The organism is Streptomyces sp. NPDC059009 (assembly GCF_042740175.1).
Classification (GTDB): domain Bacteria; phylum Actinomycetota; class Actinomycetes; order Streptomycetales; family Streptomycetaceae; genus Streptomyces.
In genome coordinates this window covers 109234-134938 of the sequence record NZ_JBHYJB010000021.1, presented here as the reverse complement: position 1 = coordinate 134938, position 25705 = coordinate 109234, and the positions used below count along the sequence as shown (strand labels likewise).

The 25705-nt window shown below is 70.9% G+C and carries 18 protein-coding genes; 12 read left to right on the top strand and 6 right to left on the bottom strand.

The window, feature by feature from the left end:
* Positions 1 to 34: 34 nt before the first annotated feature.
* Both ACFWYM_RS21840 and ACFWYM_RS21835 read right to left on the bottom strand, forming a co-directional pair.
* Complete coding sequence (locus ACFWYM_RS21840; protein ID WP_384839512.1) at positions 35 to 1624, bottom strand: ferredoxin; 1590 nt, start codon at positions 1622 to 1624, stop codon at positions 35 to 37.
* A complete protein-coding gene (locus tag ACFWYM_RS21835) occupies positions 1621 to 2727 on the bottom strand; it encodes a cytochrome b/b6 domain-containing protein (protein WP_384839509.1) in 1107 nt (368 codons plus the stop codon). The genes ACFWYM_RS21840 and ACFWYM_RS21835 overlap by 4 nt, the downstream gene beginning before the upstream one ends.
* Positions 2728 to 3125: 398 nt before the next feature.
* Between ACFWYM_RS21835 and leuS the strand changes: the two genes are divergently transcribed.
* The 6 genes from leuS (at position 3126) to ACFWYM_RS21805 (ending at position 13048) form a co-directional block, all read left to right on the top strand.
* The gene (leuS, locus tag ACFWYM_RS21830) at positions 3126 to 6014 is read left to right on the top strand and encodes a leucine--tRNA ligase (RefSeq protein ID WP_384839506.1); all 2889 of its coding nucleotides are present in this window, start codon (positions 3126 to 3128) and stop codon (positions 6012 to 6014) included.
* A gap of 153 nt (positions 6015 to 6167) precedes the next feature.
* The gene (locus ACFWYM_RS21825) at positions 6168 to 6884 is read left to right on the top strand and encodes a hypothetical protein (RefSeq protein ID WP_384839503.1); all 717 of its coding nucleotides are present in this window, start codon (positions 6168 to 6170) and stop codon (positions 6882 to 6884) included.
* A 66-nt stretch (positions 6885 to 6950) separates the two neighbouring features.
* A complete protein-coding gene (locus ACFWYM_RS21820; protein WP_384839500.1) occupies positions 6951 to 7796 on the top strand; it encodes a DegV family protein in 846 nt (281 codons plus the stop codon).
* A 570-nt stretch (positions 7797 to 8366) separates the two neighbouring features.
* On the top strand, positions 8367 to 9161 hold the full coding sequence (locus tag ACFWYM_RS21815; RefSeq protein WP_384839497.1) for a helix-hairpin-helix domain-containing protein: 795 nt from the start codon (positions 8367 to 8369) through the stop codon (positions 9159 to 9161).
* 56 nt (positions 9162 to 9217) lie between these two features.
* Positions 9218 to 11938 (top strand): ComEC/Rec2 family competence protein, encoded by a 2721-nt coding sequence (locus ACFWYM_RS21810; RefSeq protein WP_384839495.1) that lies wholly within the window; start codon positions 9218 to 9220, stop codon positions 11936 to 11938.
* Between the two features lie 198 nt (positions 11939 to 12136).
* The gene (locus ACFWYM_RS21805; RefSeq protein WP_384839492.1) at positions 12137 to 13048 is read left to right on the top strand and encodes a YceI family protein; all 912 of its coding nucleotides are present in this window, start codon (positions 12137 to 12139) and stop codon (positions 13046 to 13048) included.
* A 36-nt stretch (positions 13049 to 13084) separates the two neighbouring features.
* On the opposite strand, the gene ACFWYM_RS21800 is transcribed toward ACFWYM_RS21805, so the two are convergent.
* The gene (locus ACFWYM_RS21800) at positions 13085 to 13330 is read right to left on the bottom strand and encodes a hypothetical protein (protein WP_384839489.1); all 246 of its coding nucleotides are present in this window, start codon (positions 13328 to 13330) and stop codon (positions 13085 to 13087) included.
* A gap of 57 nt (positions 13331 to 13387) precedes the next feature.
* Here ACFWYM_RS21800 and holA point away from each other — a divergent pair, with 57 nt between their 5' ends.
* Positions 13388 to 14377, top strand: a complete 990-nt coding sequence (gene holA, locus ACFWYM_RS21795; RefSeq protein ID WP_384839487.1) for a DNA polymerase III subunit delta — start codon at positions 13388 to 13390, stop codon at positions 14375 to 14377.
* 253 nt (positions 14378 to 14630) lie between these two features.
* Here the strand turns inward: holA and rpsT are convergent, their stop codons facing one another.
* A complete protein-coding gene (gene rpsT / locus ACFWYM_RS21790; RefSeq protein ID WP_384839484.1) occupies positions 14631 to 14897 on the bottom strand; it encodes a 30S ribosomal protein S20 in 267 nt (88 codons plus the stop codon).
* A gap of 240 nt (positions 14898 to 15137) precedes the next feature.
* On the opposite strand from rpsT, the gene lepA reads away from it, so the two are divergent.
* From lepA to ACFWYM_RS21765, 5 genes are all read left to right on the top strand, one after another.
* Entirely contained in the window at positions 15138 to 17009 is a 1872-nt protein-coding gene (gene lepA, locus ACFWYM_RS21785; RefSeq protein ID WP_384839480.1) for a translation elongation factor 4, read from the top strand.
* 248 nt (positions 17010 to 17257) lie between these two features.
* Positions 17258 to 17599 (top strand): hypothetical protein, encoded by a 342-nt coding sequence (locus tag ACFWYM_RS21780; protein WP_384839477.1) that lies wholly within the window; start codon positions 17258 to 17260, stop codon positions 17597 to 17599.
* A 259-nt stretch (positions 17600 to 17858) separates the two neighbouring features.
* On the top strand, positions 17859 to 18188 hold the full coding sequence (locus ACFWYM_RS21775) for a hypothetical protein (RefSeq protein WP_384839474.1): 330 nt from the start codon (positions 17859 to 17861) through the stop codon (positions 18186 to 18188).
* Between the two features lie 195 nt (positions 18189 to 18383).
* Entirely contained in the window at positions 18384 to 18722 is a 339-nt protein-coding gene (locus ACFWYM_RS21770) for a hypothetical protein (protein ID WP_384839471.1), read from the top strand.
* Positions 18723 to 18972: 250 nt separating this feature from the next.
* On the top strand, positions 18973 to 20862 hold the full coding sequence (locus tag ACFWYM_RS21765; protein WP_384839468.1) for an AMP-dependent synthetase/ligase: 1890 nt from the start codon (positions 18973 to 18975) through the stop codon (positions 20860 to 20862).
* A 30-nt stretch (positions 20863 to 20892) separates the two neighbouring features.
* Here ACFWYM_RS21765 and ACFWYM_RS21760 read toward each other — a convergent pair whose 3' ends face one another.
* Positions 20893 to 21477: a two-component system response regulator gene (locus tag ACFWYM_RS21760; protein WP_384839465.1), complete on the bottom strand. Its 585-nt coding sequence runs from the start codon at positions 21475 to 21477 to the stop codon at positions 20893 to 20895.
* Between the two features lie 12 nt (positions 21478 to 21489).
* Positions 21490 to 25599: a HAMP domain-containing protein gene (locus ACFWYM_RS21755; protein ID WP_384839605.1), complete on the bottom strand. Its 4110-nt coding sequence runs from the start codon at positions 25597 to 25599 to the stop codon at positions 21490 to 21492.
* Positions 25600 to 25705: the final 106 nt, after the last annotated feature.

Here is a 25705-nt window from a genome sequence, read left to right as displayed (position 1 = left end):
GGCCTCGTTGAGGGCGCTGAGGGCGTCGGAGGCGTCAGGGGCGCCCGGATCCGAGGGCACGGCGGCCGCGGCCTGGCGGGAGCGCCGGGGGCGGGGCAGGGCGCGGGGGAGGTGCCGCCGGGTCTTCTTCCAGACGCAGGGCGAGGGCCGGGCAGCGGCGCACGGCGCGCGAGGCACGCGCTTCGGAGTACTGCGGTACGGGCGCTTCCGCGACCGAGGGGAAGCCGTCGGGGCCCAGCTGGATCAGCTCGGGGACGATGTCCGCGCACAGGCCGTGGCCCTGGCACAGCGTCCAGTCGACGGCGATGCGGCGCCCGCTCGGGGCCTCTCCTTGCGGCACTTCTTGCTGGAGTGGCAGCACGCCCACTACAGGGCGGCCGCATCCGCCGCTCAGGACGTGCGCCGCGAGGTCGTCCGTGAACGCCGAGAGCGCCGACTCCAGGAAGGCCGCCGAGCCGTCCGGGTGCTTGCAGGCGCCCCGTCGCTGCACCGCCCGCGTCACCTCGCGCAGCGCCTCCAGAGAGGTCGGCCCGCCCCCCTCCAGGACGTCCGCCAGGCCCCGCGCGGCCGCGGGCAGGCCGAGGTAGCAGGGGCCGCACTGTCCGGAGCTCTCGGCGGCCAGCCAGTTCGCGACGCGCAGGGACTCCCCGAGGGGGCAGGTGTCCGCGCCGAGCGGCAGGACCGCACCCGCGCCGAGCGCACCTCCGCGCGCTTCCAGAGCGGCCCGTGAGACGACCGCGTCGTGCGCCGTGGCGGCATCCAGCCACCTGCCGTGATACCCGCCCGTCAGGACGCCCTGGGGGAGCGTCGGGGCCCCGGCCAGCTCGAGGACGTACCGCAGCGGCACCCCGGTGGGAGCCTCCACGACCATGGGGCGGGCGACGGCTCCGGAGAGGGTGATCAGGACCGTGCCCGGCTCGTCCTGGAGGCCGGTGCGCGCATAGCGGTCGGCGCCGATGCGGGCGGCTACGGCGAGTTGGGCGAAGGTCTCCGCATTGGAGAGCAGGGTGGGGGCGCCGCCCACTCCGGAGTCGGCGGTACGGGCCTTGCGTCCAGGAGGCAGCGGGGGGCCGCCGTCGGCCGAGCGCACCAGGGCCGAGGACTCCCCGGTGACCATGCGCACCGGGTTGCGCTGCACGCGCGCGCGTAGTGCCGCTCCGCGCCGGTCCCGCAGTCCGCGCTCGGCGAGGGCGGTCCGCATCGACGACTCCGTGGACTCGCGGGTCACGCCGATGACGAGGGTGCGCGCGCCGAGGGCTTCTGCCGCGAGGAGGGCGCCGTCCAGGATGAGGTGCGGGGCGCGGTTGAGCAGGACGGTGTCCTTGCGGCAGGCCGGCTCGTCCTCGCTTCCGTTGACGACGACCACGGGCCGGACCCCGCGCCGTATCGCCGCGTCGGCGACCGCCCGCAGCTTCCGGGCGAAGGGGAAGCCCGCGCCGCCGCGGCCGCGCAGCACGATCTGCTCGGCGAGGGCGGCGAGCGGCTCGCCCGCCATCGGCCGCAGCGGCCCGTGGACCTTCAGGTGCAGGTCGAGGCCGAGCCGTTCGACCAGGTCGAAGCCCGCGGTCAGCAGGGGGAGTCCGACGACGCGGACCTCCGGGACGTCGGGCAGCGCGGCGTTCACTGGGGACCTCCGGTGGACGCGTTCCAGGGTTCACCCGGGCCCGGCGCCGACAGGCCCGTACCGGAGGCGTGGCGGGGGCCGTGGGTGCGGTCGGGTTCGTGGCTGGTGTCGTGGCCGGGGCCGTGGTGGGCCGGGGGTGCTTCTGCGGGTGGTGGGGGCGAGGGGGCGGGCCAGCGGGGCGTGCGGGCGGTGTGGTGGGACGGGGGTGGCGGGGCGGCGGCGAGGGCGCGGTAGGCGGCGGCAAGTCCGTGTGGCGGGGGGTCGGCCGTGTCTGCCGTGTCTGCCGTGGTGTCCGCCTGGGGCGGGGCAGGGGTTGGGGCGGCGTTGGGGGCGGTGCTGCGGGCGGCAGGGGCGCTTGCCGGGTAGCGGGTGCCCGGTTCCAGGAGGGCCAGGACGCGGGCGGCCACCTTCCGCTTCACCGGCAGCGGGGCCCCGCGCAGCACGACGGCCCCGGCGACGCCGGCCAGGCACAGGCAGTACAGGGCGATCACCCAGGGCTTCGGCGGGCGTCCCGCGTACAGGCCGTGGACCAGGGCCGCGCACCAGGCGGGGTAGGCCAGCATGTGCAGCGACCGCCAGCGGGAGGCGACCCCGGCGGGTGCGGCGAAGGCGCTGCGCAGGGCGCCGGTGATCCCGGTGAGGACCATGAGCAGGCCCGCGAGGGCGCCGAGGCCGATGAGCCCGGCGCTGCCGGTGACGCCGAGCCCGAAGGGCACGAGGGCGCCGACCAGGGACACATGGCCGAGCGCGAGCTTCACGGTGCCGTGCAGCAGCAGGAAGCCGATGGCGGCGACGGCGGTGGCGCGGTGCACGGCCTGGGCGAGTAATCGCTGGCGTGAGCGCAGGAAGAGCCGGTCCGTGGCGACCAGGCCCCAGGCCACCGAAGCGGTCAGGGAGACGAGCGAGAGGACCCCGGTGGTGAAGTCGAGCGCGGCCCGGAAGGCGTCGCCACCGGCGAGGACCACGACGGGTATCAGCACCGGCACCGCCACCGCGGCGGCGCGGCGGAGCGGTCTGCCAGGGCCGGCGGGGGTGCGGAACGAGGCGCTCCGGCGGCGGGGATACCCGGACTGCGGAGAATTCAGGGGGTGCGGAGAGTTCATGGGGGCGGCTCCGAAAGAAGTTCGGTCCCGCCGCATGCTAAGTCGCTCCATACCGGTGGGTACGGGGTTTGAGTTATTGCGTTGTTATCAAAGCGCGATGGGATCTTGGTGTTGTCCCGGTAAGAGGCGGTACGCCGAGTAATCCTTGGCCATGAGTCGTCTCCGGAGGCGGCCGCCCGAAAGCTCGTCGCGGGCCGCGCGAGGGCTGCGGTACCCTGACGCCATGCGTGCCGTACGCCTTCTGCTTAGCGAGCCGCGCTGATCAGTCCCGACCGCCGCGGAATCGCGGTCGGAATCGGCGCGGCGTCCCCTCCTGTGTGAGGGGCATTTTTATTTGGCCAGCTGCGACCAGCGCGGCCAATGCGCAGGCAGAGACGATCGATGGAGCTTTGAGGATCATGAGCGAGACGAATTCTGCTGCCGCCTCCGAGGTGGCCGCGCCGCACCGCTACACGGCCGCCCTGGCCGCCGAGATCGAGGCACGCTGGCAGGACTTCTGGGACGCCGACGGGACGTACGAGGCGCCGAACCCGAGCGGCGACCTGGCGGGCGACCCGGCGGTCGTCGCGCGCCCCAAGAAGTTCATCATGGACATGTTCCCGTACCCTTCGGGCGCGGGCCTGCACGTCGGCCACCCGCTGGGCTACATCGCCACGGACGTCTTCGCCCGCTTCCAGCGCATGACCGGCCACAACGTCCTGCACACCCTGGGCTTCGACGCCTTCGGCCTGCCCGCCGAGCAGTACGCGGTGCAGACGGGCACCCACCCGCGGGTCTCCACCGAGGCCAACATCGAGAACATGAAGGCGCAGCTGCGCGGCCTGGGCCTGGGCCACGACAAGCGCCGCTCCTTCGCGACGATCGACCCGGACTACTACAAGTGGACCCAGTGGATCTTCGTCCAGATCTTCAACTCCTGGTACGACACCGAGGCGAAGAAGGCCCGCCCGATCGCGGACCTGGTGGCCCAGTTCGAGAGCGGCGAGCGCGCCGTACCGGACTCCACGCGCGCGTGGAGCGAACTGAACGCTTCGGAGCGCGCTGACGTCCTGAGCGGCTACCGCCTGGCCTACGCCTCGGACGCGCCCGTCAACTGGTGCCCCGGCCTGGGCACCGTGCTGGCGAACGAGGAGGTCACCGCCGACGGCCGCTCCGAGCGCGGCAACTTCCCCGTCTTCAAGGCGAAGCTGCGCCAGTGGAACATGCGCATCACCGCGTACGCGGACCGCCTGCTGGACGACCTGGACGCGCTGGACTGGCCCGAGGCCATCAAGCTGCAGCAGCGCAACTGGATCGGCCGCTCCGAAGGCGCCCGCGTCGACTTCGCGGTCGGCTCCGAGGGCGACGCCATCACCGTCTTCACCACCCGCCAGGACACCCTGTTCGGCGCCACCTACATGGTGCTGGCCCCCGAGCACGACCTGGTCGACAAGATCGTCCCGGCCGCCTGGCCCGAGGGCACGCACGACGTGTGGACCGGTGGGCACGCGACCCCGGCCGAGGCCGTCGCCAAGTACCGCGCGTTCGCCGCCTCCAAGTCGGACGTGGAGCGGCAGGCCGACGCCAAGGAGAAGACCGGTGTCTTCACGGGCGCGTTCGCGACCAACCCGGTCAGCGGTGAGCAGGTCCCGGTCTTCATCGCCGACTACGTACTGATGGGCTACGGCACCGGCGCGATCATGGCCGTCCCGGCGCACGACACCCGCGACTTCGCCTTCGCGCGCGCCTTCGAGCTGCCGATGCGCTGCGTCGTGGAGCCCTCGGACGACCGTGGCACGGACCCCGCCGCCTGGGACGACGCCTTCGCTTCGTACGAGGCGAAGCTGGTGAACTCCGCCAACGACGAGATCTCCCTGGACGGCCTGGGCGTCGTCGACGCCAAGGAGCGGATCACGGAGTGGCTGTCCGCGCGCGGGATCGGCGAGGGCACCGTCAACTTCCGCCTGCGCGACTGGCTGTTCAGCCGCCAGCGCTACTGGGGCGAGCCCTTCCCGATCGTCTACGACGAGGACGGCATCGCGCACTCCCTGCCCGAGTCGATGCTGCCCCTGGAGCTGCCCGAGGTCGACGACTACAGCCCGCGCACCTTCGACCCGGACGACGCCGACACCCAGCCCGAGACCCCGCTGTCCCGCAACGAGGACTGGGTCAACGTCACGCTGGACCTGGGCGACGGGCCCAAGAAGTACCGCCGCGAGACCAACACCATGCCCAACTGGGCCGGTTCGTGCTGGTACGAGCTGCGCTACCTGGACCCGCACAACAGCGAGCAGCTGGTGGACCCGGCCGTCGAGGAGTACTGGATGGGCCCGCGCGCGGGGCAGCCGACCGGCGGCGTCGACCTGTACGTGGGCGGCGCCGAGCACGCCGTGCTGCACCTGCTGTACGCCCGCTTCTGGTCGAAGATGCTGTTCGACCTGGGGCACATCTCGTCCGCCGAGCCGTTCCACAAGCTGTTCAACCAGGGCATGATCCAGGCGTACGTGTACCGGGACAGCCGTGGCTTCCCGGTGCCCGCCGCCGAGGTCGAGGAGCGCGACGGCACGTACTTCTTCGAGGGCGAGCCGGTCAAGCGCGAGCTGGGCAAGATGGGCAAGTCCCTGAAGAACGCGGTCACTCCGGACGAGATCTGTGCCGAGTACGGCGCGGACACCCTGCGCCTGTACGAGATGGCGATGGGTCCCCTGGACGTGTCGCGGCCGTGGGACACGCGCGCGGTGGTCGGCCAGTACCGGCTGCTGCAGCGGCTGTGGCGTCTGGTCGTCGACGAGTCGACGGGCGAGGTCACCGTCGTGGACCTGGCCGAGGGCGACGTCCCCGAGGAGACCCTGCGGGCCCTGCACAAGGCGATCGACGGCGTCCGTCAGGACCTGGAGGGCATGCGCTTCAACACGGCCATCGCCAAGATCACCGAGCTGAACAACCACCTGACCAAGGCGGGCGGCGACCTGCCCCGGTCCGTCGCCGAGCGCCTGGTGCTGCTGATCGCGCCGCTGGCCCCGCACATCGGCGAGGAGCTGTGGCGCAAGCTGGGCCACACCGACTCGGTCGTCCACCAGGACTTCCCGGTCGCCGACCCGACGTACGTGGTGGACGAGGCCGTGACCTGCGTCGTGCAGATCAAGGGCAAGGTCAAGGCGCGCCTGGACGTGCCGCCCACCATCTCGGACGAGGAGCTGGAGAAGGCCGCCCTGGCCGATGAGCGGGTGGTGGCCGCGCTGGGCGGGGCGGGCATCCGCAAGGTCATCGTGCGCGCGCCGAAGCTGGTGAACATCGTTCCGGCGTAAGGCTCGGGCCCCTCGGCCACCGGCCGCGGGCGGCGCATAAGGGTAGTCCCCTACGGGCAGGTTGGGGGTTCCGCTGGAACCCACGGCCTGCCCGTTGCGTTTACCGTGGAGAAGTGGGCGAGGGCCGCTCGCAGCGGCAGGAGGAGGAGCTTCGTGGATGCCGTGTTCGCTGTGTTCGCGCTGATCTTCGTGCTGTTCGTGGCGCTGGGTGCCTATATGACGGTGAAGGTGGTCAAGGCCGCCAAGCGCGGAGTGGACCGCACCATCACGCAGGCCCGCCGCTCCGTGGAGGACACGACGCTGCGGGCGAAGACCTTCTACCAGCCCGGCTCGGCGGGAGAGCTCGCCGAGCTCCGCCTCTCGCTGCGCACGTCGATGCGGGCCACGCAGGACGCGCTGCACGCGGGCGTCGCCGAAGACCCTTCGCTGCAGGAGTCCCTCGACCTCTTCAAGCGCCTCAGCGCCCACGGCCACGAGCTGGACGCCGAGCTCAGGCGCCTGGAGCGCGATCCGGACAAGGCCGGCCTCGGCGAGCGCCTGCCCGTCCTGCGGGAGCGCACGGCACAGATCACCAAGTCCGCCGACTCCCTGCGCTGGGCGGCCCGCGACCGCAGCCGCCGCTTCGCCGACGACGACCTGGAATCACTGAGCACTCAGATCGACATCGAGGCGGGCGCCCTGCGGCACTGGACGAAGGACACCCCGGAGACCGCCCCGCCCGCAGGAACCCCCACCGCGTCCCCACAGCCGACCCCGTCCACCCCGACCGCCGCATCCGCACAGGAACCGACTCAGCCCGCGATCACCCCGCCCACCCCGCAGCCCACATACCCCTGGGAGAAGCAGGCGAGGCCGGAGAGCACGACCTGATCCACCTGATCCGGCGAAATGGGACCGGGCTGCCGCGCCCGGGCCCCGGAAGGTAATCTCCAGCTCATGTCCCGCCATGTCGCGATCGTCACGGATTCCACGGCCTACTTGCCGCAGCGGACGATGGAGCGGCACGGCATCACAGCGGTGCCGCTGACCGTGGTCCTGGGAGACCAGGCACTGGAAGAGGGCACGGAGATCTCCGCCCGCTCGCTCGCGCTCGCACTCCAGAAGCGGCGGCCGGTGACCACGTCCCGGCCCAGCCCGGAGGTCTTCGCCACGACCTACCGAGAGCTCGCCGAGGCGGGCGCCACGGCCATCGTCTCGCTGCACCTGTCCTCGGAGTTCTCCGGGACGTACGACGCCGCGGTCCTCGCCGCCCGCGAGGCACCGGTGCCGGTGCGGGTGGTGGACACGGGCATGGTCGCGATGGCGCTCGGCTTCTGCGCGCTCGCCGCCGCACAGACGACCCAGGCGGGCGGCTCGGTGGACGAGGCGGTGGCGGCGGCGGAGAAGCGGGCCGCGAGCACCTCCGCCTATTTCTACGTCGACACCCTCGACTATCTGCGCCGGGGCGGCCGCATCGGCGCCGCCCAGGCCCTGCTCGGCTCCGCGCTCGCGGTGAAGCCGCTGCTCGAACTGGACGGCGGCCGGATCGAGTTGCTGGAGAAGGTACGTACGGCGTCGAAGGCGATCGCCCGGCTCGAGGAGCTTGTGGTGGAGCGGGCCGGGGGCAGCGAGGTCGACATCGCGGTGCACCATCTCGCGGCGCCGGACCGGGCGTCGGCCCTCGCGGACCGGCTCCGGGACCGGGTGCCCTGCATGGCCGAGCTGCATGTGAGCGAGGTGGGCGCGGTGATCGGGGCGCACACGGGGCCGGGGTTGCTGGGGGCTGTGGTCTCGCCGCGGTGAGGTCTTGCTCGTGTGTCGTTTCTGGTGTGGCGGGTGGGGGCGCGAGGGCGCGTGTGGGTGACGGAGTTGTCCACAACTGCTGGGTAGTCCCCGGGAATTGAGCAAGATCAACAAAAGGATCGGCGGGTGCCTAGCGTCATTCGCATGGCACTTCGATCACTTTCCAGGACGACGGGCGCGACGAGCGGACCGGGGCGCGGGCCCGGGTCGGACGGGCGCGCATCCACAGCGGGACGGCGTCGGGCGCGCCGACGCATGCGGCGCACCCATGCGTCGGAGCGGGCGGCTCGGGTGGTGCGGGAGCGGGCGGAGACGCTCTTTCCCGAACGGGGGAGAGGGCCGCGGGAGTTGGGAGCGCGGGCGCCGGCTGCGGCTGGGGGCGACTCTCTGAGTGAGAGCGGGGGCGGGGGCGGCGGCGAGGCGCCGAATACGGACCCGGAGCCGACCTCGACCCCGCTTCCGGCCTCGACCGCTGCGCGTGTTCCTGCCCCTCCACCTGCCTCGGCCCCAGACCCAGACCCAGCCCCGCTTCCGGCTTCGGCTCCGGTTTCGGTTCCGGCTCCATGGCGCGTGCGCGCCGGGCTCGCGGTGCGTGAACGGCTACCGGTGTGGCTGCAGTTGCGGTGTGGCCTGGAGCGGCGCAGCCTCGTCGCGCTCTCCGCGGTCCTGGTTCTCGCCGCCGCCTTCGCGGGCCAGTACTTCTGGTCCGGCAGGACCCAGCCGGTGCGGGCGCCGGAGGTGGTGCGGAGCGGGGGCGAGGCGGTGTCCGAGCGGGAGGCCGAGCCCGCCCCGGCGCCCGGTGCGGCGCCGAGGCCGGACGGGGCGGGAGCATCGGCGGGCCAGGACGGACGGGGCTCCTCGGGCGGCGCCGGGATTGTCGTGGACGTCAGCGGAAAGGTCCGCAGGCCCGGCATCCACCGGCTGCCACCGGGCTCCCGCGTGGCTGATGCGCTGCGCGCCGCAGGTGGGCTCCGCCCCGGGGCCGACGTCGAAGGGCTCAACCGGGCACGGCTGTTGGTGGACGGGGAGCTGGTGGCGGTGGGTGTCCCCGGTGCGGGGGCGGGGGCCGGACCGTCGGGAGGGAGCGGGGCAGGCGCGACGGGAGGAGCAGGAACAGAAGGGGCGGGAGGGACAGGAGGAGCAGGAGGAGCAGGAGGCGCGGCGGCGCCCTCCACCCCCGTGGGGCTCAACACGGCCACCGCCGAACAGCTCGACGAACTGCCGGGCGTCGGCCCCGTCCTCGCGCAGCACATCATCGACTACCGGACCGAGCACGGCGGGTTCCGCTCCGTGGACGAGCTGCGCGAGGTCAACGGCATCGGTGACCGCCGCTTCGCGGACCTCCAGAATCTCGTACGGCCATGACCTCTCGAACGCGAACGGCCATGACGTCTCGTCCGGCCGTGACATCCCGTACGGCCATGACGCGCGCGGACGTTCACGCCTCGTCCGGGAGCCGACTCGGGGCCGCCCACCCACGCCAGGAGGGCCCGGCGGACCTCCGCCTCGTCCCGCCCGCCCTGGCGGCCTGGGGCGCGGCGGCCCTGGCCCTCGACGCACCCGCAGAGTGGGTGGCGGTCGCGGCGGGCGCCTGCGTCGCGGTGGCGGGCGGGCTGCTCGTGGTGGGCGGACGATGTGGGGTGGGCGGGCGATCTGGGGCGGGGCTGCGTGGTTCGGGGCGGATGCCGGGCCGGGTTCCTGGCCGGGCGCGGGTCGTGGTCCGGGCGCTCGCGGGCCGGGGCGCCGTGGCCCTGGTGGCCGTTCTGCTGTGCGCCGCGGCCGCCGCGACCTCGGCGTCCCTGCACGGGGCGGATCTGCGCCGGGGCCCGGTCCCCTCGCTGGCCCGGCACTACGCGGAGGTGACGGCGGAGTTGGAGATCACGTCGGATCCCCGGCGCACGCGGCCCCGCGTCACCGGCGACCACCAGGCACCGCCCGCGGTGGTCGTGGAGGCGGACTTGGTCGGCGTCACGACGGAGCCCGCGAGGAAACCCGCCGCCCTGACCCGCACCCGCGCGCCCGTCCTGGTCATCACGCCGACGACCCGCCCGGGAACCTCGACCGCACCCCCCGACTCCAGCCGGGACCCTGACTCCGGCCCGATCCTCAACCCCCGCCTCAACTCCGACCCCAGCCTCAACCCCCGTACCAACCCCCGCCCCAACTCCACCACCGACCCCACCCCCAACTCCCCCTGGCTCAACCTCCTCCCCTCGACCCGCATCCAAGTCCGAGCGAGGCTCGCACCCCCCTTGGAGGAAGGCGTTCAATACGCCGCGGTGGCACGGGTGACCGGCAAGCCCGTCGGTCCCACCGTGCTGAGCGGTCCCTCCCGCCCTCAACGTCTCGCGGGCACGCTCCGGTCCGGTCTGCGGAAGGCCACCGAAGGGCTCCCGGCGGACGGGCGGGCCCTGGTGCCGGGCCTGGTCATCGGGGACACCTCTCGGGTGCCGCCGGAGCTGACGGACGCGTTCCGGGCGACCGATCTCACCCATCTCCTCGCCGTCAGCGGCGCCAACCTCACGATCGTCCTGGCCCTGCTCATCGGGCCACCGGGCAGAGCCCAGCTGGCCGAACGGCGGGGGCTCGCCCCGAGGCTGGGCATCCCGTTGCGGGCGACGGCGCTGCTGGGCGGCGGGCTCACCCTCAGCTTCGTCGTGGTGTGCAGACCGGACCCGAGTGTGCTGCGGGCCGCGGCGTGCGGGGTGATCGTGCTGCTCGCCCTCGCCACCGGGCGGCGCCGTTCGCTGATCCCGGCGCTCGCGGCCGCCGTCCTTGCGCTGGTCCTGTACGACCCCTGGCTGTCCCGGAGTTACGGGTTCCTGCTCTCCGTCCTCGCGACCGGCGCCCTGCTCACCGTCGCCCCCAAGTGGAGCGACGCGCTCGAGCACCGTCGGGTGCCCCCGAGACTCGCGGCGGCCCTCGCGGCGGCGGCCGCGGCACAGGCGGTGTGCGCCCCGGTGGTCGTGGTGCTCGCCGCGCGGGTGAGCCTGGTGGCGGTGCCGTGCAACCTCCTCGCCGAGTTCGCCGTCGCGCCCGCCACGGTCCTCGGGTTCGCCGCCCTCGCGGCCGCCCCGGTGGCGATGCCCGTCGCCAAGGCCCTCGCCTGGGGCGCCGGTTGGCCCGCCGGGTGGATCGCGGACATCGCCCGCACCGGCGCCGCCCTGCCCGGCGGCGGGGTCGACTGGCCGGGCGGCTGGACCGGGGGCCTGCTGCTCGTCCTTGTCACGGGGGCGGTCGTGCTGTTCGGCCGGAGGCTGCCGCGCCACCCCTGGATCGCCGTGGCGTGCGCCCTGCTGCTCGTCCTGATCGTGGTGCAACCCGCGCCGCTCACCCGGGTGTTCACGGGCTGGCCGCCGCCCGGCTGGCGCTACGCGCTGTGCGACGTGGGGCAGGGCGACGCCATGGTGCTCGCCGCGGGCGCGGGGACCGGGGTCGTGGTCGACGCCGGTCCCGACCCGGTGCCGGTGGACCGCTGTCTGCGGTCGCTCGGTGTCACGCGCGTACCGCTGGTCCTGCTCACGCACTTTCACGCGGATCATGTCGCGGGCCTCGAGGGCGTGCTGCGGGGGCGGTCCGTAGGGGCGATCCAGACGACGGGGTACGAGGAACCGCCGGGCCAGGCCGCGTTCGTGCGGGAGCGGGCCGCCGCGCACCATGTTCCGGTGATCCGTGCGGTGGCGGGCGAGCGGCGCCGTGCGGGCACCCTCGACTGGCGGGTGCTGTGGCCGCAGCCCCCGCCGGGACCACCCCCGGACGGTCCGAACGACGCCAGCGTCACCCTCCTCGTGCGTACTGCGGGGCTCACCCTGCTGCTGCTCGGCGACCTCGAACCACCGGCGCAGCGAGCCCTGTTGCGCACCCCCGCACTCGCCTCGCTGCCACCGGTCGACGTGCTCAAGGTTGCCCACCACGGCTCCGCGTACCAGGACCCGCTGCTGCTGCGCCGGGTGGCCCCGCGACTGGCCCTGATCTCGTGCGGCGCGGACAACCCGTACGGCCATCCCTCGCGCCGGACGGTGGCCGCGCTGGCCGCCGGGGGAGCGCGGGTGCTGCGCACGGACCGGGACGGCTCGATCGCGGTGGCCGGGCGGGCCGGAGAGGGAGGCGCGGCGCAGGAGTGGGGGGTGGCCACCCGGTGAAATCCGGTAACAGCCGGTAACCCCGGGCCCACCAGGGAAGGAGGTTGAATCGGAGTGATCAATTCGGGCGTCTGGCCATAGTCGAGGCAGTTCGGCGTGATTGCTGCGATGTAAGTTCGTGTTGCATCGAATGCCGCAACGGTGATCGAATGCCTCTTCGTTGCAGGTGGTGTCAAGTCGCTCAGGGGGGCGTCGCAGATGTTCGGCCGTTGGCTGGGAAACCGTACGAATCGGGGCGGGGGAGCGGGACCCCTGTCGGCGATGCCGGTTCCGCCCAGCGCGGGCGTGCTCAGCTGCCGGGTCCTGGATCCGGTCAACGAGCCGGTGCGGCATGCGGAGTTCGCGGTGAGCGACGCGATGGGGCGCAAGGTCGTGAGCGGTGGCACCGACCCGTTCGGGTCCTTCGTGGCGACGGTCCCGGCGGGCGACTACCGCCTCGCGGTCTCGGCGGAGGGCTTCACGCCGTACCGGGCGAGCGCCACGGTCGGGGAGAGCGCGCACGCCTCCATGGGCGACGTCATGCTCCAGGTCGCCGCGCCGCCCGCGCTGCCCGAGCCGGGCGACTGGGAGATCGACCCGATGCACTCCTCCGTCGCGTTCAGCGCCCGCCACATCGGCCTCGCCCGCATCCACGGCCGCTTCAACAGCTTCGCGGGCGCGATACGGATGGCGGACCGCATGGAGGACTCGGCGATGCACGTCGTCATCGACGCGGCCTCCATCGACACCGCCGTGAAGATGCGCGACGACCACTTGAAGTCCGGCGACTTCCTGGACGTGGAGCGGTTCCCGACGCTGGAGTTCTACAGCGACCGCTTCACGCACAAGGGCGGCAGCCGCTGGGCGATCACGGGTGCCCTGTCGCTGCACGGCGTCACGCGCACGGTCACCCTCGACGCCGAGTACCTCGGTGTCGGCCAGGGCCTCCAGGGCGAGACCCGCGCCGCCTGCCGGGCCACCACCGAGCTGCACCGCGACGACTTCACGATGACGTGGCAGACGATGCTCGCCCGGGGCATCGCGGCGGTCGGCGCCAGCATCGCCATCGAGCTCGACATCCAGGTCGTGCCGAAGACGCAGCAGGCTCAGCCGGAGACTCGGCAGCCGTAACCGGTCGCTGGGCTACAGCCGTAACCGGTCGCTGGGTTACGGGGCCTCCAGCCAGCCCTCGTGCTCCGCGGCGAGCTCATCGAGCGCCGCCTTGTCCAGGCGCTGCTCCGGGTCCTCCACGACGACCAGCCACTGGGCGTCCTCGGCGTCGTCCTCGCCGGCCAGGGCGTCGCGGACGAGCTGGGGTTCCTCGGCGACCCCGAAGCGGTCGGGGAGTTCTTCGGCTACTTCCTCCGCGGCGTCGCGGTCGGGCAGCACCAGCACATGTCGTACATCGGTCACCGGCCCATTCTCCGCTACGGGACGGGCTGTCAGTGCCGCGTGGGATGCTTGACCGCGATGGCCAGGAAGACTGATTCAGCCGACAATCCCCTCGCTCCCGTCACGATCGCCGTGGGCCAGGAGGATCTGCTCCTCGACCGCGCCGTGCAGCAGGTCGTCGCGGCGGCCCGCGCGGCCGACGCCGACACGGACGTGCGCGACCTCACCCCCGACCAGCTGCAGCCCGGCACGCTCGCCGAGCTGACCAGCCCCTCCCTGTTCGCCGAGCGCAAGGTCGTGGTCGTGCGCTCCGCGCAGGACCTGTCGGCGGACACGATCAAGGACGTGAAGGCGTATTTCGGCGCCACGGTCGAGGAGATCACCCTCGTCCTGCTGCACGCGGGCGGCGCCAAGGGCAAGGGCCTGCTGGACGCCGCCCGCAAGGCGGGCGCCCGCGAGGTTGCCTGTCCGAAGATGACCAAGCCTGCGGACCGGCTGTCGTTCGTGCGCGGCGAGTTCCGCGCCCTCGGCCGCTCGGCGACCCCGGAGGCGTGCCAGGCCCTGGTGGACGCGATCGGCAGTGACCTGCGCGAGCTCGCCTCCGCGGTGTCCCAGCTGGTCGCGGACGTCGAGGGCACGATCGACGAGGCGGTCATCGGCCGCTACTACACGGGCCGGGCGGAGGCATCCAGCTTCACCGTGGCGGACCGGGCCGTGGAGGGCCGGGCGGCCGAGGCCCTCGAGGCGCTGCGCTGGTCCCTGTCGACGGGCGTCGCCCCCGTCATGATCACCAGCGCCCTGGCCCAGGGCGTGCGCGCCATCGGCAAGCTCTCCTCCGCGCGCGGCGGACGCCCCGCGGACCTCGCCCGCGAGCTGGGCATGCCGCCGTGGAAGATCGACCGGGTGCGCCAGCAGATGCGCGGCTGGACTCCCGACGGGGTGGCGACGGCTCTGCGTGCCTGTGCCGAGGCGGACGCGGGCGTCAAGGGCGGCGGGGACGATCCTGAGTACGCCCTGGAGAAGGCCGTCGTCGTGATCGCCCGTGCGGCCCGTTCACGCCGCGGCTAGGTAGGGCCTGATCCGCCGGACGGATCCGGACGTACCCGCACACACGCCGAAGGCCCCGCCCGTCGTCCTGGGGAAGGACGAGGGGCGGGGCCTTCGGTTCAAGCTCGGTGGATCCGTACCCGCGTGGCGAACGCAGTCGTGTACGGATCCGGGGTGCCGTCCGGGAGCGGGAGAGAGGGCCCGCGGGGTCCCGTGACGGCGTCACATCACGTGAGCGCCGCCGTCCGAAGGATCAGAGGCGCTCAGCAGAGGTTCAGCCCTTGAGGGAAGCAGCCTTCGAAGCAAGCGCCGACTTCTTGTTGGCGGCCTGGTTCTTGTGGATGACACCCTTGGAGACGGCCTTGTCGAGCTGGCGCGAAGCCTCGCGCGTGAGCTCGGCGGCCTTCTGGGTGTCGCCGGCGGCAACGGCCTCGCGAGCCTTGCGGATCGCGGTCTTCAGGGAGGACTTGACGGCCTTGTTGCGCAGCCGAGCCTTCTCGTTGGTCTTGATCCGCTTGATCTGGGACTTGATGTTCGCCACGAAAGAGCCTTTTCAGGTTCAGGTACTGATGAATTGGGTGGTGCTGCGCCGGGAGGACCCGGCTCACCGGGAGATCCCGGCCCGCGCCTCGCGCTGAGAGGGCTACGAGACACAGCTGCCCAGGCTACCAGCCGTCCTCCGACCGGCCCAAACCCAGCACAGTCCCCCGCCCATGGGACGATGGAACCTACGTATAGATCCGACCCGAGGCGACAGGCGCCTCAAGAGACAGGACCCTGCGTGCCCGCGACCCCTAAGAATGTGCCCGAGCCGAGCCGTACCGACCCGGCTCTGATCCGCAATTTCTGCATCATCGCGCACATCGACCACGGCAAGTCCACGCTCGCCGACCGCATGCTCCAGCTGACCGGAGTGGTCGAGCAGCGGCAGATGCGCGCCCAGTACCTCGACCGCATGGACATCGAGCGCGAGCGCGGCATCACGATCAAGTCCCAGGCGGTGCGTCTGCCCTGGGCCCCCACCGAGGGGCCCGACCAGGGCAGCACCCACATCCTCAACATGATCGACACCCCGGGCCACGTGGACTTCACGTATGAGGTCTCGCGCTCGCTCGCGGCCTGCGAGGGGACCATCCTCCTCGTCGACGCGGCCCAGGGCATCGAGGCCCAGACCCTCGCCAACCTCTACCTGGCGATGGAGAACGACCTCAAGATCATCCCGGTGCTCAACAAGATCGACCTGCCGGCCGCCCAGCCGGAGAAGTTCTCCGAGGAGCTCGCCAACCTCATCGGCTGCGAGCCCGAGGACGTCCTGAAGGTCTCCGCCAAGACCGGCATGGGCGTCGAGGCGCTGCTCGACAAGGTCGTCGCCGAGATCCCCGGCCCGGTCGGCGTCAAGGACGCCCCCGCGCGCGCGATGATCTTCGACTCGGTCTATGACTCGTACCGGGGCGTCGTCACGTACGTACGAGTCGTCGACGGACAGCTCAACAAGCGCGAGCGGATCCGGATGATGTCCACCGGCGCCACGCACGAGCTCCTGGAGATCGGCACCAACTCCCCGGAGATGCTGGCCGCCGACGGTCTCGGCGTGGGTGAGGTCGGCTACCTCATCACCGGCGTGAAGGACGTCCGGCAGTCCAAGGTCGGCGACACGATCACGTCCCTGCACAAGGGTGCGACCGAGGCGCTCGGCGGCTACAAGGACCCGAAGCCGATGGTCTTCTCGGGCCTGTATCCGCTGGACGGCTCGGAGTACCCGGACCTGCGTGAGGCCCTGGACAAGCTGCAGCTCAACGACGCCGCGCTGGTCTACGAGCCGGAGACCTCGGCCGCGCTCGGCTTCGGCTTCCGCGTCGGCTTCCTGGGGCTTCTGCACCTCGACGTGATCCGTGAGCGGCTCGAGCGCGAGTTCGGGCTCGACCTGATCGCCACCGCTCCGAACGTGGTCTACCGCGTGATCATGGAGGACGGCACCGAGCACACGGTCACCAACCCGAGTGAGTTCCCCGAGGGCAAGATCGACGAGGTCTACGAGCCCGTCGTGCGCGCCACGATCCTCGCGCCCAGCGAGTTCATCGGCTCGATCATGGAGCTGTGTCAGAACCGGCGCGGCGTCATGCTCGGCATGGACTACCTGTCCGAGGACCGCGTCGAGATCCGCTACACGCTGCCGCTCGCCGAGATCGTCTTCGACTTCTTCGACCAGCTGAAGTCGAAGACGCGCGGCTACGCATCCCTGGACTACGAGCCCACGGGCGAGCAGTCCGCCCAGCTCGTCAAGGTCGACATCCTGCTGCACGGCGACAAGGTCGACGCCTTCTCCGCGGTCACGCACAAGGACGCGGCGTACGCGTACGGCGTGCGGCTCGTGGCCAAGCTGCGCGAGCTGATCCCGCGGCAGGCGTTCGAGGTGCCGGTGCAGGCCGCGATCGGCTCCCGGGTCATCGCCCGCGAGACCATCCGCGCCATCCGCAAGGACGTCCTCGCCAAGTGCTACGGCGGTGACATCTCCCGTAAGCGGAAGCTCCTGGAGAAGCAGAAGGAAGGCAAGAAGCGGATGAAGATGGTGGGCTCCGTCGAGGTGCCCCAGGAAGCCTTCATCGCGGTGCTCTCCAGCGACGACAGCGCCGGGGGCAAGGTCAAGAAGTAGGGCCGCACAGCACGCCGGAAGGCGCCCGTCCATGGACCGGATGGGCGCCTTTTGGGTTGATCTGAGTGTTAGTTAAGCGTCTGCGTCATTGGAGTGGGATGCGAAAAAGGCGGCGATGAGGGGGTTTCTGTCCGTGGTGATGTCCCGTTACCGGGGATGGAAGCGGCGTTCCGAGCGGCCAGCAAGACGCTCGGGCGGCACGACGGTCGTGACCGTGATGATGGGCGCCTCTCCGGAAAGGGACTGAAGTGAAGTACACGAAGGCCGCTGCGGTCGTCGCCGGAACCATGCTCGCCGTGGGTGCCGGTGCGCCCGCCTTCGCCGATGACGTCGACAACGCCCCGGCGGCTCAGAAGGCCGGCAACGAGCAGCTCGTGGACAGCAGCACGGTCTCGAAGAACGAGGTCAAGAACCCGGTCAAGGACGTCAACATCGAGGTCGTGGCGGACGCCGTCAGCAAGGCGGCCGACAAGCTGGCCACCAACAACGACCTGGCCTCGAAGACCAAGGCGCTGGGCAGTGGCGCCAAGGGTGCTGCCGGGAGCCTCCCGGGCTCCGGCCTGATGGGCGGCCTGCCGGTCGGCGGCTGACCTCTCCGAGGCTGTTCCTGCGTTCACGCGTCAAAGGCGTCTGTCCGTCCACCGGACAGACGCCTTTTTGGTTGATGTGAGAATTGGAAAAGCGCCTGCGACATTTGGGTGATTGCCAAAAAAGCCGGAGTTCAAGAGTTTCCGCAGCCGGTGGCCTCCCGTTACGAAGGGTGGAAGCGGCGTTCCGAGCGGCCAGCAAGACGCTCGGGCGGCACGACGGTCGTGACCGTGAAGGACGCCTCTTCAGAAAGGGATTGACGTGAAGTACACGAAGGCTGCTGCGGTTGTTGCCGGAACCATGATGGCCCTCGGGGCTGGCGCTCCTGCCTTCGCCGACGACGTCGACAACGCCCCGGTGGTGTCGAAGGGCGACGACCAGCTCGTGGACAGCAGCACCGTCTCGAAGAACGAGGTCAAGAACCCGCTGAAGGACATCAACGCCGACGTCGTGGTCAACGGTGTCAGCAAGGTGGCCGACAAGCTGGCCACCAACAACGACCTGGCTTCGAAGACCAAGGCGCTCCAGGGTGCCTCCGCCCGCGCCGCCGAGGGCACCCCGCTCATGGGCGGCCTGCCGGTCGGCGGCTGAATTCCCCCCGATGTGAAGTCGTGTCGTTTCCTCGAGCAATGACACGGTGATACATCCCGCGGGCCCGGCGCATTGCGCCGGGCCCGCATTTGTATTCCTAATACTCTCTACGGGGTGCACTGTCCCGGCAGACGAATTACCTGTGTTACGTTCGCTGAATTCTGGTTACCGTTCCCCTTTGAAGGAGGAGAGACCATGAATAAGAACGTAATTGCACGCGCTGCGGGCGGTGTCCTCGCGGCCTTCCTGCTCGTAGGGGCCATGAGCTCGACGGCGGCCGCCGCCGACGCCAAGCCCAAGCCGCCGCAGCAGAGCGCGACTCAGCCGCTGGTGCAGAGCAAGGCCAACACCGGCATCAGCGTCGGCGGTCTGCTCGACATCGGTGCCAGCAACACGGTGAACGGCACCAGCGCCGACTCCGGGGTGAAGGTCCACGGCCCGGCCGGGGTGTCGACCAACATCTCGAACGACACCAATGTCGGGATCGACGTCCTGACCGATCTGGCCGCCACCGTCACCGCCGCCATCGGCTGAGGTGTCGGAAGCGGTCGTCTGAGACGGCAGCACACACGGGCCCGTCGCGCTTCGGCGCGGCGGGCCCGTGTGCGTGAGCGGCGGGTTTCGTTCTGTAGAAAGTGACAGGCAGCAGGCCCTTACGCACCGGGCGTCGGCGCTCTACTCTGATCACTGCTCGAGGTTACTCGCAAGTTAAACAAGTAGCCGCCAGGGACCAACAAGCAGCCGCCAAGCCAGTCGCCGCACTGTCGCGGGCCCGGAGGATGTCGTGAGCGACACACAGACCTTGATCGAGAACCGTCCGCCTTCGGTGGCGCATCTCTTCCTGGAGCGGGTGGCGGCCACGCCCGATGCCGAGGCCTATCGCTATCCGGTCCCGCCGGCCTCCGGTGAGGGCCCCGACGCCTGGAAGTCGCTGAGCTGGGCGCAGGCATCCGAGCGTGTGTACGCCATCGCGGCCGGACTGATCGAGCTCGGTCTGCAGCCCGAGGACCGGGTGGCCCTCGCCTCGTCGACGCGGGTCGAGTGGATCCTCGCCGATCTCGGCATCCTCTGTGCGGGCGCGGCCACCACGACGGTGTATCCGCAGACCAACGCCGAAGAGTCCGCGTTCATCGTGTCCGACTCCGGCAGCCTGGTCCTGATCGCGGAGAACCTGGAGCAGCTCGACAAGGCGCGGGAGCGGCGGGCCGATCTGCCCGAGCTGCGCCATGTCGTGGTCATCGACGGTGCGGGTGTCGCGGCGGTGGAGGGCGACCCCGACGGGTGGGTCCTCACGCTCGCCGAGCTCGAGGCGCGCGGCGCCGCTCGGTTGGAGAAGGACGCGGACCTCATCAAGGAGCGGGTCGCGGCGATCACTTCCGAGCAGCTCGCGACGCTCATCTACACCTCGGGCACCACCGGGCGGCCCAAGGGCGTGCGCCTGCCGCACGACAACTGGTCGTACATGGCGAAGGCCATCGCCGCGACGGGGCTGCTCGGGCCGGACGACGTGCAGTACCTGTGGCTGCCCCTCGCGCATGTCTTCGGCAAGGTGCTCACCTCCGGGCAGATCGAGCTCGGGCACGTCACCGCCGTCGACGGGCGCGTCGACAAGATCATCGAGAATCTGCCGGTGGTCCAGCCCACCTACATGGCCGCCGTGCCGCGGATCTTCGAGAAGGTCTACAACGGCGTGGCCGCGAAGGCGCGGGCCGGGGGCGGGGCCAAGTACAAGATCTTCCTGTGGGCGGCCGAGGTCGCGCGCGAGTACGCGAAGGTCAGCCAGGACAACTTCCGCAGGACCGGGACCGCTTCGGTGCCGTTCGGGCTCAGCGCCAAGCACAAGGTCGCCGACGCGCTCGTCTACTCCAAGCTGCGCGAGGCGTTCGGCGGGCGGCTGCGGGCCGCGGTCTCCGGGTCGGCGGCGCTCGCGCCGGAGATCGGGTTCTTCTTCTCCGGGGCCGGGATCCACATTCTTGAGGGGTACGGGCTCACGGAGTCCAGCGCCGCTTCCTTCGTCAATCCCGGTGAGGCGTACCGGACGGGCACGGTGGGCAAGCCGCTGCCCGGCACCGAGGTGCGGATCGCGGACGACGGTGAGGTGCTGCTGCGCGGGCCCGGGATCATGCAGGGCTACCACGGGCTCGATGAGAAGACCGCCGAAGTCCTGGAGAGTGATGGGTGGTTCCACACGGGCGATATCGGTGAGCTGTCCGCCGATGGGTATCTGCGGATCACCGACCGGAAGAAGGACCTGATCAAGACCTCCGGCGGGAAGTACATCGCGCCGGCCGAGGTCGAGGGCCAGTTCAAGGCCGTGTGCCCGTATGTCTCGAACATTCTCGTGCACGGCGCCGACCGGAACTTCTGCACCGCCCTGATCGCCCTCGACGAGCCCGCGATCCTCGACTGGGCCAAGGAGCACGGTCTGGAGGGCAAGTCGTACGCGGAGGTGGTCGCGGCGCCCGCGACCGTCGAACTCGTCGACGGCTATGTGAAGCAGCTCAACGAGGGGCTGCAGCGCTGGCAGACCATCAAGAAGTTCCAGCTGCTGCCCCGTGATCTCGACGTGGAGCACGGCGAGTTGACGCCCAGCCTCAAGCTGAAGCGGCCCGTCGTCGAGCGGGAGTACAAGCACCTCATCGAGGACATGTACGCGGGCTCGCGGGAGGCGTGAGGCGTCGCGTGCGAGCGGGGTGGCCCGGCGTCAGGCGCCCCGCTCGCGCCGCATGTCCTGGAGCATCTGCTCCATGTGTGTGACGTGGTGGCGCAGTTCGAGCACGTCCTTGAGGCTGCTCGCCGCCATGTGCGTCTCGATCGCCGAGAGCCGGGCCGCCAGGTCGTCGAACTGCTGCTGCTCGCGCAGCAGCAGCCGCTCCAACTGCCGGTTCTTGCGGTGCAGTTCGAGGAAGACCGTGACCTTGGCGCGCAGCACCCAGGGGTCGAACGGCTTGGTGAGGTAGTCCGCGGCGCCCGTCGCGTAGCCGCGGAAGGCGTAGCCCGCGTCGTTGTCGGTGCCCGTCAGGAAGATGATGGGCACGTCCTTCGTCTGGTCGAGGCGTTTGATGTTCGTCGCCGTCTCGAAGCCGTCCATGCCGGGCATCCGCACGTCCAGGAGGATCACGGCGAATCGTTGCCGCAGAATTGCCTTCATGGCCTCTTCGCCTGAACGAGCCCGTACCAGAGGTTCGTTGAGGGATCCCAGGACCGCTTCGAGAGCCATCAGGTTGTCCTCCATGTCGTCGACAAGGAGGATGCTCGCGCGATTGTCGGTCTTGACCTCAGTGCTCATGATCGTGGTGCCTCACTCGGTCTCGTTCGGTACTGCGCTCTCCGCCGGTGATCCGGAAGGCGCCTCGGGCTGTTCGGCGGCATCGGTTCCCTCCGGGGCGAGGAGGGCGCAGACGACGGTGAGCAGCTGGTCCACATCCACGGGCTTGGGCACATAGCCGGTGGCGCCCTGGGAGATGGCCTTCTCGCGGTCGCCCGGCATGGCCTTGGCGGTCAGGGCGATGATCGGCAGGCCGCTCCAGCGCTGGGTGCGGCGGATGGCGGCGATCGTCTCGTAGCCGTCCATCTCCGGCATCATGATGTCCATCAGGATGATGTCGATGTCGGGGTTGCGGTCCAGGGTCTCGATGCCCTCGCGCCCGTTCTCCGCGTACAGGACCGGCATGCCGACGCGGCTGAGGACGTGGGTGAGGGCGAAGACGTTGCGGATGTCGTCGTCCACGATGAGGACGCGGCGACCCGACAGGACCTGGCCGGGCCGCCCCGACTTCCACTCCTCCAGCTTGGCGGGGGCCGGCCAGTTGTCGTCCTGGCCGTAGGGGGTGGGGTGTATCGAGACGGGTGCCTCCGACTCCCTTGCCGACTGCGGCAGTTCCTGTTCCTGGAGCTCCGGCGCCGGGACGAGCCGGGCCGCGTACGCCGCCGCTGCCGCCCCGTGCCCCGGGTGCACCACGGGCACGTACAGCGTGAAGGTCGAGCCCTCGCCCGGCTGGCTCCTGGCGGTGATGCGGCCGCCGAGGAGCCCCGCGATCTCGCGGCTGATGGAGAGGCCGAGGCCGGTGCCGCCGTACTTGCGGTTGGTGGCGCCCTCGGCCTGCTGGAACGCCTCGAAGATGCCCGGGAGTTGCTCCTCGGGGATGCCGATGCCGGTGTCCGTGACGGCGAAGCTGATCTGGTCGCCGGGGTCGGGTGTCAGCGCGCTCGCGGCGGCGTCCGCGGCGTGCACGAGGGTGACGCGCAGCTCGATGCGGCCCGCCGAGGTGAACTTGACCGCGTTCGACAGGAGGTTGCGCAGGATCTGCTGCAGGCGCTGCTCGTCCGAGAACATCTCGCGCGGCACGTCCTTGCCCACCGCCACGTCGAAGGCAAGCCCCCGGTCGAGGGTGAGCGGCCGGAACGTGGCGTGCACATAGTCCAGGACCTTGATCAGCGGGAGGCTCTTGGGGCGTACGTCCATGCGGCCCGCCTCGATCTTCGACAGGTCCAGGATGTCGTTGATCAGCTGGAGCAGGTCGGAGCCGGAGCGGTGGATGGTCGTCGCGAACTGGACCTCCTGGTCGGAGAGGTGGTTGTCGGGGTTGTCGGAGAGGAGCCGGGCCAGGATCAGCAGCGAGTTGAGCGGGGTGCGCAGCTCGTGCGACATGTTGGCGAGGAACTCCGACTTGTACTGGGAGCTGGTGGCCAGCAGGGCGGCCTTCTCCTCCAGTTCCGCGTTCGAGCGGCGCAACTCGGCCTGCTGGCGCTGGAGTTCGTCGCCGCGCTCACGCAGCTGGGTGGCCAGGCGCTGGGACTCGCCGAGCAGCGACTCCGTACGGGAGTTGGCGATGATGGTGTTGATCGCCACGCCGATGGTGGAGACGAACTGGTCGAAGAAGGCCAGGTGGACGTCCGAGAACCGGGAGAACGTGGCCAGCTCGATCACGCCGAGCACCTGGTCCTCGAAGAGGATGGGGATGATCACGACGCTGGCCGGGGACGCGTCCCCGAGGCCGGAGTTGATCTTGATGTAGTCGGTCGGCACCTCGTCGAGGAGGATCCGCTTCTTCTCCAGGACCGCCTGGCGCACCAGTCCGTGCGTGGGCATCCCGGTCGTGTCGATGACCGTGCCCTGCGCGGAGGCGTACCCGGCGATGAAGGCGAGGCCCTTGGCGGGGACCGCCTGCAGCGGGGTGGCGTCGTCGGCGTCCGAACCCGCCAGGAAGAAGGCGCCGTACTGCGCGTTCACCAGCGGGGTCAGCTCGCGCAGGATCAGGTCCGCGACCTCCATCAGGTCGCGGTGGCCCTGCATCAGGCCCGCCAGGCGCGCCAGGTTCGACTCCAGCCAGTCCTTGGCGCGGGTGGTCTCACGGAGGTTGGACACCATCACGTTGATGTTGTCCTTGAGCTCGGCGACCTCGCCCTGGGCCTCGACCGTGATGGAGCGGGTCATGTCGCCCTGGGCCACCGCGGAGGCGACCTCGGCGATCGCGCGGACCTGGGTGGTGAGGTTCAGGGCCAGCTCGTTCACGCTCGTCGTCAGGCGCTTCCACGTGCCGTACACGCCCTCCACCCGGGCCTGGCCGCCCAGTTGGCCCTCCGAGCCGACCTCGCGGGCCACGCGGGTGACCTCGGACGAGAAGGACGACAGCGTGTCCACCATGGTGTTGATGGTGGTCTTCAGCTCCAGGATCTCGCCGCGCGCGTCCACGTCGATCTTCTTTGACAGGTCACCCTGGGCCACCGCCGTCGCGACCTGCGCGATGTTGCGGACCTGGCCGGTGAGGTTGTCCGCCATGTAGTTGACGTTGTCGGTGAGGTCCTTCCAGACGCCGGAGACGCCGCGGACCTGGGCGCGGCCGCCCAGCCTGCCGTCCGTGCCGACCTCGCGGGCGACGCGGGTGACCTCGTCGGCGAAGGCGCGCAGCTGCTCCACCATCGTGTTGACGGTGTCCTTGAGCTCCAGGATCTCGCCGCGCGCCGTGACCGTGATCATCTTGGACAGGTCGCCGTTGGCGACGGCCGTGGTGACCTGGGCGATGTTGCGGACCTGCGAGGTCAGGTTCGATGCCATGAAGTTGACGTTGTCCGTCAGGTCCTTCCACACGCCGGAGGCCCCGCGCACCTGCGCCTGGCCGCCGAGGTTGCCCTCCGTGCCCACCTCGCGCGCCACGCGGGTCACTTCGTCGGCGAAGGCGGAGAGCTGGTCGACCATCGTGTTGATCGTCGACTTCAGCTCCAGGATCTCGCCCTTCGCCTCGACGGTGATCTTCTTGCCCAGGTCGCCCTGGGCCACCGCCGTGGAGACCAGAGCGATGTTGCGGACCTGCGAAGTGAGGTTGTCCGCCATGTAGTTGACGTTGTCGGTGAGGTCCTTCCAGACGCCGGAGACGCCGCGGACCTGGGCGCGGCCGCCGAGCCGGCCCTCGGTGCCGACCTCGCGGGCGACGCGGGTGACCTCGTCGGCGAAGGCGGAGAGCTGGTCCACCATCGTGTTGACGGTGTCCTTGAGCTCCAGGATCTCGCCCTGCGCGGCCACGGTGATCTTCTGGCTCAGGTCGCCGTCGGCCACGGCCGTGGTGACCTGGGCGATGTTGCGGACCTGCGAGGTCAGGTTCGACGCCATGAAGTTGACGTTGTCGGTGAGGTCCTTCCACACGCCGGAGACGCCGCGGACCTGGGCGCGGCCGCCCAACTGCCCCTCGGTGCCGACCTCGCGGGCGACGCGGGTGACCTCGTCGGCGAAGGCGGAGAGCTGGTCCACCATCGTGTTCACGGTGAGCTTCAGCTCCAGGAGCTCACCGGTCGCCTCCACCGTGACCGTGCGCGTCAGGTCGCCCTGCGCCACCGCCGTGGTCACCGCCGCGATGTCGCGGACCTGCGCGGTGAGCCGGGCCGCCATCGTGTTGACGGCCTCCGTGACATCCCGCCAACTGCCGGACAGGCCGCGGACGTTGGCCCGGCCGCCGAGCCGCCCCTCGGTGCCCACCTCACGGGCCACCCGGGTCACCTCGCCGGTGAACAGGGACAGCTGGTCGACCATCGTGTTGACGGCCCGGCCGAGCCGCCGCATGTCGCCGCGCAGCTCCCGGGTGCCGTCGTGCAGGGCGACGCGCTGGGTCAGATCGCCGCCCGCCACCGCGTTCAGGACGCGGGTCGCGTTGGCCGCGGGCGTCGCGAGGGCGTCCAGAAGCGAGTTGACCTCGAAGATACGGTTGGCCCAACTGCCCTGCCCGGGACTGGCGGTGAACCGCTCGTCCAGCCGGCCGTGGCGGACGATCTCCCGTCGTACGCGGCTCAGCTCGGCGTCGAAGTGCAGGGAGCGGTCCACCATCTCGTTGAACACCGAGGTGAGTTCGCTGGCCAGGCCCGAGTTCGCGACGCCCGGCGGGATTCTTGCGAACTTGCCGTCCCGGGCGGACCGCATAGCGGCCAGCAGGATGCGCAGCTCGGCGGCCTCGGGAGTGACGGTGTCCGCGTCCGGAGGCGGCATGGGTGCGGGGACGGTGGCGCGGGTGGCCGTGACGGCGGGG

Excerpts from the sequence above, each read along its gene's own strand:
- ACFWYM_RS21835 (WP_384839509.1), bottom strand. The coding sequence starts at position 2,727 with ATGAACTCTCCGCACCCCCTGAATTCTCCGCAGTCCGGGTATCCCCGC.
- leuS (WP_384839506.1), top strand. The coding sequence starts at position 3,126 with ATGAGCGAGACGAATTCTGCTGCCGCCTCCGAGGTGGCCGCGCCGCAC.
- ACFWYM_RS21820 (WP_384839500.1), top strand. The coding sequence starts at position 6,951 with ATGTCCCGCCATGTCGCGATCGTCACGGATTCCACGGCCTACTTGCCG.
- ACFWYM_RS21810 (WP_384839495.1), top strand. The coding sequence starts at position 9,218 with ATGACGCGCGCGGACGTTCACGCCTCGTCCGGGAGCCGACTCGGGGCC.
- ACFWYM_RS21805 (WP_384839492.1), top strand. The coding sequence starts at position 12,137 with ATGTTCGGCCGTTGGCTGGGAAACCGTACGAATCGGGGCGGGGGAGCG.
- holA (WP_384839487.1), top strand. The coding sequence starts at position 13,388 with ATGGCCAGGAAGACTGATTCAGCCGACAATCCCCTCGCTCCCGTCACG.
- ACFWYM_RS21770 (WP_384839471.1), top strand. The coding sequence starts at position 18,384 with ATGAATAAGAACGTAATTGCACGCGCTGCGGGCGGTGTCCTCGCGGCC.
- ACFWYM_RS21760 (WP_384839465.1), bottom strand. The coding sequence starts at position 21,477 with ATGAGCACTGAGGTCAAGACCGACAATCGCGCGAGCATCCTCCTTGTC.
- ACFWYM_RS21755 (WP_384839605.1), bottom strand. The coding sequence starts at position 25,599 with ATGCGGTCCGCCCGGGACGGCAAGTTCGCAAGAATCCCGCCGGGCGTC.